The sequence below is a fragment of the Myxococcus llanfairpwllgwyngyllgogerychwyrndrobwllllantysiliogogogochensis genome (assembly GCF_006636215.1).
Lineage (GTDB): Bacteria > Myxococcota > Myxococcia > Myxococcales > Myxococcaceae > Myxococcus > Myxococcus llanfairpwllgwyngyllgogerychwyrndrobwllllantysiliogogogochensis.
The window spans coordinates 1-14,293 of sequence record NZ_VIFM01000044.1 but is presented as its reverse complement, the minus strand read 5'-3'; the positions used below and the strand labels follow the sequence as shown (position 1 = coordinate 14,293).

At 68.8% G+C, this 14,293-nt stretch carries 14 protein-coding genes; 6 read left to right on the top strand and 8 right to left on the bottom strand.

All coding sequences use genetic code 11. From position 1 onward, the window contains the following. Positions 1–34: 34 nt before the first annotated feature. From FJV41_RS13700 to FJV41_RS13690, 3 genes are read right to left on the bottom strand one after another with little or no spacing between them, the layout of a single operon-like run. Positions 35–1,258: a deoxyhypusine synthase family protein gene (locus tag FJV41_RS13700; RefSeq protein WP_141642914.1), complete on the bottom strand. Its 1,224-nt coding sequence runs from the start codon at positions 1,256–1,258 to the stop codon at positions 35–37. Between the two features lie 58 nt (positions 1,259–1,316). Next, entirely contained in the window at positions 1,317–1,595 is a 279-nt protein-coding gene (locus tag FJV41_RS13695) for a hypothetical protein (RefSeq protein ID WP_141642913.1), read from the bottom strand. A 12-nt stretch (positions 1,596–1,607) separates the two neighbouring features. After that, a complete protein-coding gene (locus FJV41_RS13690) occupies positions 1,608–2,078 on the bottom strand; it encodes an RrF2 family transcriptional regulator (RefSeq protein WP_141642912.1) in 471 nt (156 codons plus the stop codon). An 81-nt stretch (positions 2,079–2,159) separates the two neighbouring features. On the opposite strand from FJV41_RS13690, the gene FJV41_RS13685 reads away from it, so the two are divergent. Beyond that, complete coding sequence (locus tag FJV41_RS13685; protein ID WP_141642911.1) at positions 2,160–2,978, top strand: PHP domain-containing protein; 819 nt, start codon at positions 2,160–2,162, stop codon at positions 2,976–2,978. Positions 2,979–3,165: 187 nt separating this feature from the next. Then, positions 3,166–4,134, top strand: a complete 969-nt coding sequence (locus FJV41_RS13680) for a deoxyhypusine synthase family protein (RefSeq protein WP_141642910.1) — start codon at positions 3,166–3,168, stop codon at positions 4,132–4,134. Between the two features lie 11 nt (positions 4,135–4,145). Here the strand turns inward: FJV41_RS13680 and FJV41_RS13675 are convergent, their stop codons facing one another. Continuing rightward, complete coding sequence (locus FJV41_RS13675; protein ID WP_181790621.1) at positions 4,146–5,618, bottom strand: D-arabinono-1,4-lactone oxidase; 1,473 nt, start codon at positions 5,616–5,618, stop codon at positions 4,146–4,148. Positions 5,619–5,829: 211 nt separating this feature from the next. Here FJV41_RS13675 and FJV41_RS13670 point away from each other — a divergent pair, with 211 nt between their 5' ends. Further along, positions 5,830–7,506, top strand: a complete 1,677-nt coding sequence (locus FJV41_RS13670; RefSeq protein WP_141642908.1) for an arylsulfatase — start codon at positions 5,830–5,832, stop codon at positions 7,504–7,506. 27 nt (positions 7,507–7,533) lie between these two features. Here the strand turns inward: FJV41_RS13670 and FJV41_RS13665 are convergent, their stop codons facing one another. Next, entirely contained in the window at positions 7,534–8,940 is a 1,407-nt protein-coding gene (locus FJV41_RS13665; protein ID WP_141642907.1) for a pyridoxal phosphate-dependent decarboxylase family protein, read from the bottom strand. Between the two features lie 56 nt (positions 8,941–8,996). On the opposite strand from FJV41_RS13665, the gene FJV41_RS13660 reads away from it, so the two are divergent. Next, a complete protein-coding gene (locus FJV41_RS13660; RefSeq protein ID WP_141642906.1) occupies positions 8,997–9,224 on the top strand; it encodes an amphi-Trp domain-containing protein in 228 nt (75 codons plus the stop codon). A gap of 9 nt (positions 9,225–9,233) precedes the next feature. Here FJV41_RS13660 and FJV41_RS13655 read toward each other — a convergent pair whose 3' ends face one another. Further along, entirely contained in the window at positions 9,234–10,799 is a 1,566-nt protein-coding gene (locus tag FJV41_RS13655) for a methyl-accepting chemotaxis protein (protein WP_141642905.1), read from the bottom strand. 247 nt (positions 10,800–11,046) lie between these two features. On the opposite strand from FJV41_RS13655, the gene FJV41_RS13650 reads away from it, so the two are divergent. Both FJV41_RS13650 and FJV41_RS13645 read left to right on the top strand, forming a co-directional pair. Continuing rightward, entirely contained in the window at positions 11,047–11,418 is a 372-nt protein-coding gene (locus FJV41_RS13650; RefSeq protein ID WP_141642904.1) for an NADH-quinone oxidoreductase subunit A, read from the top strand. Positions 11,419–11,424: 6 nt separating this feature from the next. Then, positions 11,425–11,988, top strand: coding sequence for an NADH-quinone oxidoreductase subunit B (locus FJV41_RS13645; RefSeq protein WP_141642903.1), 564 nt, complete (start codon positions 11,425–11,427; stop codon positions 11,986–11,988). Between the two features lie 83 nt (positions 11,989–12,071). Here FJV41_RS13645 and FJV41_RS13640 read toward each other — a convergent pair whose 3' ends face one another. After that, positions 12,072–12,440, bottom strand: a complete 369-nt coding sequence (locus FJV41_RS13640) for a PaaI family thioesterase (RefSeq protein WP_246137189.1) — start codon at positions 12,438–12,440, stop codon at positions 12,072–12,074. After that, positions 12,430–14,293: sulfatase-like hydrolase/transferase (locus FJV41_RS13635; RefSeq protein ID WP_141642901.1), on the bottom strand; the 1,864-nt coding region annotated here is incomplete at its 5' end. The genes FJV41_RS13640 and FJV41_RS13635, both read right to left, overlap by 11 nt.

The following is a 14,293-nucleotide window of genomic DNA, read 5'->3' as shown; positions in this document are numbered from 1 at the left end:
CGGAAGCTCCTTGGAGCCTGGGGGCCTGGGGCGTTCAGCGGACGTAGGCTTCGTGCTTCTTCGCGTCCTTCTTGGTGGAAGGCTCCGCCTCCTCCACGCTCCAGTCCAGCGTCTTCATCAGCGCCTTGCTGCGCTTCTTCACGTCGGCGTCGAGGAAGGTGATGGCCTCCGGCAGCCGGTCCATCAGCCGCATGGGCTTGCGCTTGTTCTTCGGCTCGTTGAGCAGCGCGTGCGTCAGCCAGGGGAACACCGCCGTCACGTCGCAGTGGACGTAGACGGAGCCCGTCTCCACCGCCTCCACGGAGACCTTGCCCCAGGTGTGGCCCTCGCCCGCGGGGCAGCTGGACAGCGCGCCGTTGTCCACCGGGTCCACGCAGAACTGCACGTCGATGTCGAAGCCCGACGTGGGGACGTTGAGAATCTGGTCCAGCAGCGGCTCACCCTGGAGCGTGTAGTTCTTCGGCACGCCGCCGCCCAGAATCCAGATGGCCAGCCGCTTGCTGCCGTTGTGCCGGCAGAAGTGCTGCATCGCCGCCATGGAGTAGACGTCGTCGTTGATGTCGAGCTCGAACTTGAACTCGGGCCCGAGCAAGCGCTTGAGCTTGACGATGTTCAGGAAGATGGAGCCGTCCTGCACCGCGCCCACCCAGATGGGGACCGCGTGCTTGTAGCAGGTGGACAGGAGCGACGGCTGCTTCACGCCCAGCTGCTTTTCGATTCCGTGGATGGCCTTGCCGAGCAGGAAGTGGAACTCCGGCGTGGTCATCTTCTTCTGGAACTCGGGCTGCCGGATGATGGCGGAGAAGAGGCGGTCGGTGTCGAGCAGCGCCTCCTCCCAGAAACCCAGGTCATAGATGCGGATGATGCGCGCCAGCCGGTACTGGAGGTCGCCCGCGTTGGGGTTCACCTCGCGGATGGCGTGGCCGATGATGCGGTGGGCGTCGTGGTACAGATTCGCGCCCGTCGTGGTGATGGCGGAGATGACGCCCTTCTCGATGAGGGGAATCAGACAGCTCTGGTGCAGACCCGCCGGCGTCATCGCGCCCGACAGCGTGAGGAAGATGGACGCGTCGTCCTCCATCGACTTGGACATCAGCTCGAACGCGGTGCGCTCCTGGCGGCCCACGTAAGCGCTGAAGGCGTGGGCGAGCAGTTCCGCCGGCCTCTCCTTGCCGGTGATGGGACGGGGGTCCGCCTTGCGGGCGCCGGAGTACGCGGAGCGGAGGGACTTCTTCGGGTTCGAGGAGGTCTTGGCCATGGCGCGGCGATCTAACACCGCCCGCCCGCCAAGGGGAGCACCGCCTGAGCCCCCGCCCCTACTTGTCGCGCTTGCGACGGCTGCCGCGCTTCTGGGGGGCGGCGTCGGCGGCGGGCGCGCTCAGCACCCGCTCCCGGACCTGCTCGGGCGTCAGGTCCCCGGTGTCCGCCACCACACAGGAGACGAAGGCCAGCTCCGCGAGGGCCCTCCGGGCGCGCTCGCGCTCGGCGGAGTCCTTGGAGCCCAGCGCCTCCGAGGCCGCGGCCACGTAGCTGCTGGCGAGCGACTCGAAGAGGTACACCCGGTTCTCGATGCTCGTGTCGGATTTCTTGGCCATGGGGCGGGCAGTCTAGGCCCGCGCCGTCACGGCCGGCGAGCCGGTTTCCGACGGGGCCCGCAGCTCTGTCATCGCCAGACGGTCCAGCGTGGTGGAGCGGTACACGTCCAGCATCCGCTGCTGCCCCAGCTTCCAGACGCCGTACATGGTGCAGCTGCCGGTGGCCTTGCAGCCATCGTGCTGCGTGTCCTGGCAGACATTGACGTGGACGGGCCCTTCCACCGCCTCGATGACCTCCAGGAACGTCACCTCGCGGGCGGGCCGGGACAGCGCGTAGCCCCCGTGCGCGCCCCGGGTGGACCGCACGAGCTTCTGGGAGACGAGGACCTTGAGAATCTTGGCGAGGAAGTCCTCGGGAACGTCCATCCGGCGCGCGATTTCCCGGAAGGGAACCATGCGCTCCAGGGGTTGTGAGGCCAGGAAGGTCATGGCCCGCAGCCCGTACTCAATCTTTCGTGAGATTTGGAGTGGGTGCTGCGGCATCGCTCTTGACGTTGTCCGTGGTTTGAAGAAGAGCCTAGGTCGCGACAGTGCGGCTTTCAACCGCTCGCCCCGGAGCCCGAGATGATCGACCTGCACTCCCACACCACCGCCAGCGACGGCCAGTACACGCCCACGGAGCTGATGGCGCGCGCGGCGGCGGCGGGGGTGACGGTGCTGTCGGTGACCGACCACGACACGGTGGCGGGGCTGGCGGAGGCCGGCGAAGCGGCGCGCGCTCACGGCGTGGAGCTGGTGCCGGGCATCGAGGTGTCCGCCTTCGTCCTGGGTCGCGAGGTACACATCCTCGGGCACTTCGTGAGGCCGGACGACGAGGACCTCGCGCGGTTCGCCCAGCGCCTGCGCGGCGAGCGCGAGCAGCGCATGGAGGCCATGGTGGCCCGGATGCAGCAACTGGGCTTCCCGGTGCGCATGGAGCATGTGCTGGCCGTCGCGGGAGATGCGCAGTTGGGCCGGCCGCACCTGGCCCGGGTGCTGGTGGACCAGGGCTGGGCGGTGGACATGAAGGCCGCGTTCGACCGCTTCCTGGGGACGCGGGGCATGGCCTGGGTGGAGCGCTTCAAGCTGGACGGCGCGGACGCCATCCGCCTCATCCGCAACGCGGGCGGCACGGCGACGCTGGCGCACCCGGGCTCGTCCAAGGCGGAGCGGATGGAGATTCGCGAGCTGACGAAGGCGGGGCTCTCCGGCCTGGAGGTGCTGCACGCGGACCACAACCCGGGGCTGCGCCAGAAGTACCTGGCGCTGGCGAAGGAGCACGACCTGGTGCCCACCGCCGGCAGTGACTTCCATGGCGAGGCCGTGTCGCCCGAGCACCGCCTGGGCACGGCCGCGATGCCGCCGGAGCTGTTCGCGAAGCTGAAGTCCCGCGCCGCCGCCTGAGTTCCCTGCCCGCCGAGCAGGCCCGCCGCCCATGTTGCGGCGCGTGGGTGAAGCGAATATACGAACCCCGCCGAGCCACCCGACGCTTCGATGGCGGTGCCAGTCCGGACCGTAGAGCGTTCAGGCGTGGTGTGTTCCTGGCGACAGCCCCCGCGCTTGTACCTCGTGGTCGCCGGGAGCAGCACGCATGGGAATCAGGGACTTCTGTCGGACGCACTTCCGTCACTTCAACGCCGCCGCGCTCGTGGACGCGGCCGAGGGTTACCGCCGTCACGTCGATGGCGGCGGAAAGATGCTGGTGACACTGGCGGGGGCCATGAGCACGGCCGAGCTGGGCATCTCCCTGGCGGAGATGATTCGCCAGGACAAGGTCCACGCCATCAGTTGCACCGGGGCGAACCTGGAAGAGGACCTCTTCAACCTCGTGGCCCACGAGGCGTACGAGCGGGTGCCGAACTACCGGGACCTCACGCCCGCGGATGAGCTGGCGCTGCTCGGACGGCACATGAACCGAGTCACCGACACCTGCATCCCGGAGATGGAGGCGATGCGGCGCATCGAAGCGGTGGTGCTCGAGGAGTGGATGGCGGCGGACCGCGCGGGCGAGCGCTACTTCCCGCACGAGTTCATGTACCGCGTGCTCCGCGGCGGCAAGCTGGAGTCGAGCTACGAAATCGACCCGAAGAACAGCTGGCTGCTGGCCGCGTGCGAGAAGAACCTGCCCATCTGGGTGCCGGGCTGGGAGGACGCGACGCTCGGCAACATGTACGCGGGGCACTGCATCTCCGGGGACGTGAAGAACGTGCACACGGTGCGCACGGGCATCGAGGCGATGCAGACGCTGGCGGCCTGGTACACGGACGTGGCTCCGAAGACGCCCGTGGGTTTCTTCCAGATTGGCGGCGGCATCGCGGGCGACTTCCCCATCTGCGTGGTGCCCATGCTGCATCAAGATTTGCAGCGCACCGGCGTGCCGCTCTGGGGCTACTTCTGTCAGATCAGCGATTCGACGACGAGCTACGGCTCGTACTCGGGCGCGGTGCCGAACGAGAAGATCACCTGGGGCAAGCTGGGCCTCGACACGCCCAAGTACATCGTCGAGAGCGATGCCTCCATCGTCGCCCCCCTGCTGTTCGCCTACGTCCTGGACCAGTAGCGCGCGGCGCTTCAGCCCCAGGAGACGACGGGCTCCGGTGTCGGCGCGTCTTCGTCCCGCGTCTCCAGCCTCCGTGTGGGGCCGAAGACGCGGGCCACGAAGTCGTTGACGAACTTCCCATCGGGGTCCTGGGCGCGCTGCACGGTGCGCAGCGCGTGCCAGCGCACGCCATACATCCGCTCCATGTCCTCCTCGGTGGCGCGCGTCGCCTTCCCCAGATGGACCTGTCCGCCGTACTTGAGGAAGATCTGCTCCGCCTCCGCGAAGACGGAGCTCGAGTCGACGGACAGGCTGGGCGCCAGCTCGATGAAACACGTGCGCCGTCCCACGCCCGGCCCCACCGTGGCCATGGAAGTCGCGGGCGTGAAGCGCACCTCGACGATGCAGACGAAGCGCCGTCGCTTCAGCAGGTCGAACACGTCCTGGAGACACCGCTGATGCACGGCGAAGGGCACGCCGTACTCAATCTCATCGTGGTGGTAGAAGAGCTGGCGCGAGAAGGCGGAGCACATGGGAAGCACCGTCTTGCGTCCCTGCTGCGTGAACTTCATGAAGAATAAGCCGACCTTCGCGAAGGGCTCCGTCAACATCAGCACCCGGGACAAGCCGAGCAGATAGCCCGACAGCGACATGTCCAGCAGCTCCAGCCCCATCTTCCGGAGGTGCCAGAACCGCGATGGAGGCCGCGTCGACCGGTTCCACACGTTCATCCGGACGTGCTCCGCGTCAATCCCGCCCACGTAATAGAAGCTGACGTGGTCATTCGTGCCGAGGATTTCGTCCAGGTGGTCCTCGGCCCACCGACGCGGGACGACCTCCAGGCGCTTCTCCAGGTTGAACGCGGGGACACACTGGAGCTCCAGCTCGGTGACGACGCCGCAGGTGCCAATCGAGCCCGCCACCGCATGGAACCCGGGCGTGCCGCGCCGGAGCGTGCGCGCCTCGCCCGCGGCGTCCACCACGCGCAGCGACAGCACCTGCTCGGAGAGGAAGCCATGCGACCTGCCCGTGCCGTGCAGGTCCGTGCCAATCAGCGCCCCCAGGCTCTGCGCGTTCGTGGACCCGAGCACTGGTAACGCAAGGCCGTGCTCCAGGAGCCGCCGGGTGAAGTCGCGCAGTCGGATGCCGGCCTGGACGCGCACCACGCGCCGCTCCATGTCGACCTCCAGGACGCGGTTCTGCGCATCGAGCGAAATCAGGGTCCCCTGGGTCAGCGGACAGCGGTTGAACGAATGTCCCCCGCCCACGACGCGGACCTTCTCCGACTCACGGACGATGCGACACAGCTCCGCCTCCGTGCCCGGCGTCTCGAAGCGCTCGGGCTGACATTCGAAGGTCCGGCTCCAGTTGCGCCAGGTTCCTCGCCAGCGGGCAAAGTGACCTTCGTGCAGTGTCTTGGTGCCACCCGACGCGACATAGACAGCGGTGTTGAGCGTGTTGATGCGCCACGTGCGCGCGATGCGGCGAATGCGGTCCAGCGTCATGGGTCCCCCCTCGTTTCTCGAAAGAGGGAGGCGCAACGGCCGCGGGTGTGAGTCATTGGGGCGGGGCGACGCTCGCCTGGACGCACGGGCTCGGGAACGGAGCCGGCCGACCACTGCCCCGCAGGGCAAGTCGCCTCTCACACCACCCCGCCTCACCTTGCCTGTCGGCCGGACGGATTTCACCGACGGCGGGACAGCGGGGGCGGAGCGAATGGCGTTCATCGGAAAATCCAAGAACAAGGGCAACGGCAACGGCAACGGCCACGACAGCAAGCAGCCGGGGAAGAAGCCGAACATCCTGGTCATCTGGGGTGACGACATCGGCCTGTGGAACGTCAGCGCCTACAACCAGGGAATGATGGGCTACCGGACGCCCAACATCGACCGCATCGCGAAGGAGGGCGCGATGATGACGGACTGCTACGGCCAGCAGAGCTGCACCGCGGGCCGCGCCGCCTTCATCACCGGCATGAACCCGCTGCGCACGGGGCTCACGACCATCGGCATGCCAGGCGCCGCCTACGGCCTCCAGGACTCGGACCCCACCATCGCGGAGCTGCTCAAGCCCCAGGGCTACGTGTGCGGGCAGTTCGGCAAGAACCACCTGGGCGACTCGAACCGCTACCTGCCCACGGTGCACGGCTTCGACGAGTTCCACGGCAACCTCTACCACCTCAACGCGGAGAACGAGCCCGAGTGCCCCGACTACCCGAAGGACCCGGCGTTCAAGGAGCGCTTCGGTCCGCGAGGGGTGCTCCACTGCTGGTCCACGGACCGCGATGACCCGACGGAGGATCCACGCTGGGGCCGCGTGGGCCGGCAGAAGATTGTCGACACCGGGCCGCTCACGACGAAGCGCATGGAGACGGTGGACGAGGAGTTCCTCAAGTCCTCCCTGTCATTCATGGAGCGCGCGGCGAAGGACGACAAGCCCTTCTTCCTCTGGCACAACAGCACGCGCACCCACGTGTGGACGTTCTTGCAGGAGAAGTACCGCAACAAGACGGGCAAGGGCCTGTACGCGGATGCGATGACGGAGCTGGATGACCACGTGGGCATGCTGCTGAAGAAGCTGGATGACCTGGGCATCGCGGACAACACCATCGTCGTGTTCTCCACCGACAACGGCGTCGAGAAGATGGGCTGGCCCGACGGCGGCAACTCGCCCTTCCGGGGCGAGAAGGGCTCCACGTGGGAGGGCGGCGTGCGTGTCCCCTGCGTCGTGAGGTGGCCCGGGGTCATCGAGGCGGGCACCGTCATCAACGACATCTTCGCGCACGAGGACTGGATGCCGACCTTCGTGGCGGCGGCGGGCGGTCCCGAGGACATCGTGGACAAGTGCAAGCAGGGCCACACGGTGGGGAAGAAGAAGTTCCGCGTGCACCTGGATGGGTATGACCAGCGCGGGCTGCTCGCGGGCAAGGAGCCGGGTCAGCGACACGAGTTCATCTACGTGCTCGACAGCGGCAACATCGCGGCGGTGCGCTACGACGACTGGAAGGTCATCTTCAGCTACCAGGATGGCCGGGGCCCGGACATGTGGTTCAGCGGCAAGCGCTTCAACCCCTCCTGGCCCTACATCCTCAACCTGCGCTCGGACCCGTTCGAGGAGGCGCTCTTCTCCGGCCTGTACACGCAATGGTACGGCCAGCGCATGTTCCTCTTCGTCCCGGCCCAGGCGCTGGTGAAGAAGTTCGCGGAGAGCCTCATCGACTACGTGCCCAGTCAGGCCCCGGGCAGCCTGAGCATCGGCCCCCTCAAGGACAAGGTGAAGGAGAAGATGAAGGAGGCTCAGCGCGACGGGAAGTCGGAGGTCGGCGACCAGGTGATGGCGCTCGCCAACGAGGTGGAGGAGGCCCTCCACCGCTTCCAGCAGAGTCACGCCTGAGCCCGCGCCCAGGGCCTCGTGACGTGACTACGAGGCCCTGAGCTCCTCCGCCGCCGCGAGCACCTCGTGAACCACCGTCGCCACGTCCTCGGGCGTGGTGCGGTGGTTCACGAAGCAGGCACGCAGGAAGAAGCGCCCCTCCAGCGTCGCGTTGGAGAGATAGACACGGCCCCGCCGGTTGATTCGCGCCAGCAGTCGCGTGTTGAAGTCGTCGAGCCCCGCGTCCGGAAGTCCGCCCGTGTAGCGGAAGCACACCGCGCTCAGCGTCGCCGGGGAGCGCAGCTCCAGTCCCGCCGTCTCCCGGACGAGCGCCTCCAGGCGCTCCGCGTTCCGCACGTCGCGGCGGATGGCCTCGCGGAACGCGGCGAGCCCATGGAAGCGGACGGAGAGCCACACCTTCAGGGCTCGAGCGCGACGTGACAGCTCCATCGACTCGTCGAAGAACGCGAAGCCCTCCACCGGGTCCGCGTTCAGGGCGCGCGCATAGTCCCCCGTGAAGGAGAAGGCCCGCCGCGCGGCCTTCGCGTCGCGGAACAGCAGCACGCCGCAGTCCGCTGGCTGATAGAGCCACTTGTGCGCATCCATGGACAGGGAGTCCGCCAGGCCCAGTCCCTCGAAGCGCTCCGGGAAGGCCATGGCCGCGAGCGCGCCGTAGGCGCCATCCACGTGCATCCACAGGCCGTGCTCGCGCGCCAGCGCCGCCACCGCCGTCAGGGGGTCCACCGCGCCGGTGTTCACCGTGCCCGCCGTCGCCACCACGGCCAGGGGACGTAGGCCCGCGGCCTTGTCCTCCGCTATCGCGCGAGCCAGTGCGTCCGGACGCATCCGCCACTGCGCATCCGTGGGAATCAGCCGCAGGTTCTTGCGCCCCAGGCCCAGGAGCGCGACGGCCTTGGGAATGGACATGTGAACTTCAGCCGACGCGTACACCACGCCGGACGGGGCGCCGTCCTCATTGGCGGGAGCGAGCGACTCACGCGCCATGGCCAGGGCCATGAGGTTGGCGGAGGAGCCTCCCCCCGCGAAGCTCCCGGTGAAGCCCTCGCAGCCCACCGCGCTCGCGAGGCTCCGAATCACCGAGCGCTCCAGGCTCACCACCGTGGGCGCCGAGCGCCACGCGGTGACGTTCTGATTCACCACGCTGGCCACGTAGTCGCCGAGCACACCCACCGGCTCGCCCGAGCCGAACACGTAGGCGAGGAACCGCGCGTTGCCCGCGCGCGAGCCCTCCATGAAGGGCCGCAGCGCATCCAGCGCGGCGTCTCCGAGGCCCTGCTCGGGGAGCCCTTCGGAGAACATCGCCTCCGATGCGGCGCCATTGATTGAGGGCGCGATGGGGCGTGAGTCGAGCCCTTCGAGCCACTCCTCGGCCAGGGTGGAGACGCGGTCAGCCAGACGCCGGAAATGCGCGGGGGACAGTTCGAGCGAGCCCATGGGCGCGCACAGTAATGAAGTTCGACGGGTTTGCACGTCGCTGGCAGGATGAAGCGATGGCGAAGCGACCGAAGCGTGACATCGAGAAGGTCTATCCCCGCGCACAGTTCGTCGCGAAGCTGCGACGCCTCGCGGACGCGGTGGAGAGCGGCAAGGGGTTCAGCATCCAGGTGGCCGGCGAGCGCCTGCACGTCCCCGCCCATGCGCACTTCAGCATCGAGCACGAGCGCGAAGGCGACGTGGACGAGTTGGAGCTCCAGGTCCGCTGGACGCGCGACGAGTAGGCGTCTCTCTCAGCTCCGCGTCGTCTTGAAGCGACTGGTGACGGCGGTGAGCCCCTCGGCCACCGCCTGGAGGTCCTGGGCGATGCGCGTGGTGCGGCCCGTGGCGTCCACGCCCTGCTTCACCAGCTCCGCCACGTTGCGAGCGCCCTGCACCGCCTGCTCGCTGGACTGACGCTGCTGCCGCGTGGCGATGGTGATCTGCCGAGCGGCCTCGCTGGTGCCGCGCGCCAACTCCACGATTCGCTGGAACACCGAGGAAGCCTGCTCCGCCACCTCGACGCCCCGGTCGCTGGTGGCCATGCCCACGCGCGCCTTGGACGCGGCCTCCTCGCCGGAGTCCTGCACCTTCTCGACGATGCGGCCGATGTCCCGCGCGGAGGCCGACACGTTCTCCGCCAGCTTGCGCATCTCCGCCGCCACCAGCGAGAAGCCCCGCCCCACCTCGCCCGCCTTGGTGCCCTCCAGCGCCGCGTTCAACGCCAGCAGGTCCGAGCGCTCCGCCACCTGATTGATGACGTGGGCAATCTTGGACACCTGCTGCAGGTCCTGGTTGAGGCCGACAATCGCGTCCGCCACGCCCTTGGACTCGGTGCGGATGTCGTTGATGCCCGCGACCACCTGCGCCACCACCGCCATCGCCTCGGCCACGGCCTCGTGCGTGCGCCGGGCGCTCGACTCCACGACTTCGGTGGAGCTGGAGATCTGCTCCGCCGTGCGGCTCAGCTCCTCGAACGTCGCGGCGATCTGCTGCGCGTACGCCGCCTGCTGACTGATGACGTGCTCCTGGTCCGCGGAGGCGCCCAGCAGTCCGCGTGATGCTCCGGACAACTGCTCCGTGCGCGACACCAGCTCCAGCACCGTGATTCGCAGCGTGCCGAGCATCTGGTTGAAGGACTGCGCCATCAACCGCACCTCGCCCGTGGCCGGCACGTCCAATTCCACGCGCGACACGTCTCCACGGGCCACGTCCCGCACCACGTCCGTCACCTGGGACACGGGCTCGACGATGGTCCGCCCGATGAGCGCCGCGAGCAGCAGCCCCAGCACCAGCGCGCCCACCAGCCCCGCCACCACGGAGCCCTTCAGTTCGGTGACGGAGGCCGCCGCTTCGTCCAGGCCCAGGCCCACGACATACGTCCGCTCGCCGCTCGCGCAGCGCACCGACACCTCGCGCAGCGCCAGAAGCGACGTCACACAACCGTCCCGAGTCACCGCCGTCCGGCCGCGCGCATGCTCGGGCAGTCGCGTCGCGGACTCGTACACGGGGCGGCCGTCCGGCCCGAGCAGCCCCTGATAGTTCACCGTGAAGCCACCCTCACCGTTGACGTCACGGGCCTCCAACTGGGCCAGCACGGTGTCCAGGCGCTCCTTGGAAGCCTCCGTGCCGTCCCACTCCCGCGTCGCCGGGTGGTTGGCCACGAGCGTGGCGAGGACCCGGGCCCGCTTCTGGAGCAGCTCCAGGGAGACCTCGCGCTGCCGGGCGGAGAAGTTCCAGATGCACAGGCCGATGACCGTGAGACAGGGCACGAGCACCGCGATGGCCACCTGCATCCGCAAGCCGAGCCGCCCCCACATGCCTGTCGTCTCCCAAGTGACGCGCTGATCGCCGGCCGCCGGCGCCGCCCGACGGTAGGCGTGCGTCCCCAGAAGCGTCAAACGAGCCCGCTGCTCACGGGGCATGCGGGGAACCGTCCCAGGCCCCCTGCTCGCCGCCGGAGTCGACAAGCCCTGCTTTTCATCGTTATCTCAAGGGGTTGCGGCACCGAGCAGGGGGACTTTCCCTTTGACATGGCAAGGCCGGTGTCATTAGGTTCCGCGCGCGATGACTCCCTCTCCCCTCTCGCCCTACCTGCCCCTGGCGGTGGTGCTGCTGCTGGCCGGCATCATGGGCGTCGCGATTCCTTTCATCACCTCGCTGCTGGGCCCCAGTCGCCCGAGCGCCATCAAGTCCACACCGTTCGAGGCCGGCTCCGAGTCGAGCGGCCCGGCACGCCAGCGCTTCGCCGTGAAGTTCTACGTCGTCGCGTTGTTGTTCATCGTGTTCGACGTGGAAGCCGTGTTCATGTACCCGTGGGCGGTGAACTTCCAGGCGCTCGGTTGGTTCGGGTACGTGGAGATGCTGGTCTTCGCGGTGACCCTGGTGGTGGGCCTCATCTACGTCTGGAAAAAGGGCGCCCTGGATTGGGAGAGCTGAGACATCATGGCTGATTCAGACATCGCTCCAGTGCTGACGACCCGCCGCGACGAAGCCATGGGCTTCTTCCAGCGCATGGTCTCCAAGGGCCTGGGTTGGGCCCGCAAGTACTCGCTGTTCACCTACCCGTACGCCACTGCCTGCTGCGGCATGGAGTACATGTCCGTGGCGGCCAGCCGTCACGACATCGCGCGCTTCGGCGCCGAGTTCCCCCGCTTCTCGCCGCGTCAGGCGGACCTCCTGATGGTGGTGGGCACCATCAACCTGAAGCAGGCCCCCATCCTCAAGCGCGTGTACGAGCAGATGACGGAGCCCAAGTGGGTCGTGTCCTTCGGCGTGTGCGCGTCCTCGGGCGGCTTCTACGACAACTACGCGGTGCTCCAGGGCATCGACCGCATCCTCCCGGTGGACGTCTACATCCCCGGCTGCCCGCCCCGTCCGGAGCAGGTGCTGGACGGGCTCATGCTCCTCCAGGACAAGATCGCCAACCAGGTCCACCGCATCGCGGACCGCGAGCAGCCCAACCAGACGGCCGCCCGGCACGACCTGCTCATCTCCATGGGCAAGTAGTCCCAAAGCCTTCGTCTTGCTCCCGGGGCCCCGCGTGCCTCCCCTCCAGAGGGGTGGCGTCGGGGCCCCTGGTGTTTCCGCCCTCACCAGCGGTGGTACGCGGGGTGGCCTTCCTTCACCGCGACGAAGGTGCCCCGGCACAGCGCCGTCACCTTGCCGCCCGCGGTGAGCGTGCCTTCAATCACCGCGCGGTCGCCCTTGAGCTCCACCGGCTTCGCCTCCAGCCGCACCAGCCCGGACATGGGCGTGGGGCGCTTGAGGGTGATGGAGTAGTCGGCCGTCACGGTACACGGCGGAGAGGACGCGCCCTGCGCCTTCATCAGGTGGTACGCCGCCGTCCAGTTGCAGTGACAGTCCAGCAGCGCGCCGATGATTCCGCCGTTGAGCACGCCCGGAAAGGCCTGGTGGTGCTCGGACGGCGTCCACTCGGCGACGACGAGGTCACCCTCCACGCGGCTGCGGATGCGCAGGCCCTGGGTGTTGGCCGGGCCGCAGCCGAAGCAGCTGTTGTGGGGGGCGTACTGTTCCTGGAGAGACGGGGCGTCTGGAGTCGTCGACATGGCCGGCCACCTTACGCGAGTCCCCTTCCGGCGTCCGTCCTCGCACCGTGTCCAGCCACGACTCCAGCGCCAGCGCGTCCAGCCCTTCACAGTCCCCTTCGCACACGCGCAGCAGGGTGCCATCCGCCTGCGGTCGGTCCACCCACCAGCGCTGTCCGTCGAACGCGCCCCGGTCCTTCTCCAACACCACGGCTTCGTGCGCCGCGTCACCCAGCTCCACCACGCCGTCCGGGCGGATGCGGTACGCGTCGAACGCACGAGGCGCGCCGGGCCAGTGCCCCCTGTCGAACACCTCGGGCGAGACGTGCGTGAAGCCCGTCTCCGCGTACAGGTTCAACGGCGAAAGCGACTCACCGCGCAAGAGTGGCGCCAGGGACACGCCGTCCACACCGGAGAGCGCGGGCAGGCTCGACAACGCCAGCAGCGTGGGCCCCACGTCCACCAGACGCACCAGCGCCTCCGAGGTCGCGGGCGCACCCGCGCGTCCCTTCGGCGGTTTCACCGCGAGCAGGATGCGGTTCTCCAGCTCGGACAGCCGCGCGCCATGCACGGGCGTCGCGCCCGCCAGGTCCGGCCGGTCCTCGTGGAAGCTCTCGCCGTGGTCCGACATGAGGACGATGAGCGCGTCGTCATACCGCCCCGAGCGGCGCAGCGCGTCCAGCAGCATGCCCACCTGCGCATCCGCCTGGGAGATGAGCTCGTCGTAGAGCGCCTCCGCCCCGTCGCGACTCCATCCGCCCTTCGCGCCGGGAGACACGGGAGCGAAGTGCATGCGCAGCCGGCGCTCCAGGGGCTCGGACGACGACACGAAGCGCCGGTAGAAGGGATGGACGGGGTCGCCCGGGAAGTGCGCGGCGGTGGCGTGGAAGGCGAACAGCGTGGGGCCCTGGCTCGCCTCGTCGAGCAGCGTGGACGTCAGCCGCCCGGCGTAGCCCATGGGGTCATGGATGCCCGCCAGCGCGCGGTTGTCGATGAACTCCGGCACCCACGCGGCACCGACGGCATGGTCCGCGAAGACGCCCAGCGCGCGGTAACGCAGCTTCTCCAGGAGGAAGTTCACCGCGCCCCGTGGAGGTTGCAACCGGGTGGCGAAACCCGAAGCGGGCCCCTCCGCGTGGAAGCGCGAGCAATCCGTGGCGAAGACCGTGCGCCACCCCGCCCGAGCGAAGGACTCCGCGAAGGTGGGCTGGAGCTTCATCCGCGACTCGGAGGTCAGCGCGTAGCGCACGCCCGTCTCGTGAGGCCAGCGCGCGGTGAGCAGCGAGCGCCACGCGGGCTCCGTCTGGGCCACCGGCGTATACGCCCGCGTGAAGAGCGTGGCGTCCTCCACGAACCGGTCCACGTGCGGCGCCACCTCGCCGTTTCCGCCCAGCGTGCGCAGCCGGTCCGGCCGGAAGGCATCGATGCCGATGAGCACCACCAGCGGAGGACTGGCGTCCGTCGTCCCGCCACCGCCCGCGCGCCCCGCGACGAACAGCACCGCCACGGTGGCCACCAGTCCCAGGCCCACCTGGAGCCGGCGCTTCCACGTCCCCAGTCGGGCCAGGAGCACCGCGACATGCACCAGCGCGAGCAGCACCGCCGCCGCGCGCGGATGCCACGGTGCGCCATGGTCCACCAGCCAGGCCAGGAGCGGACGCACGGCGGGCAGGTCGTCGAAGAGCGCGGGCCGGGAGATGGCGCGGTCCCACGCCAGCAGCAGGACGAGCACGCACCAGCCCATCACCGTCACCCCCACCCCACCC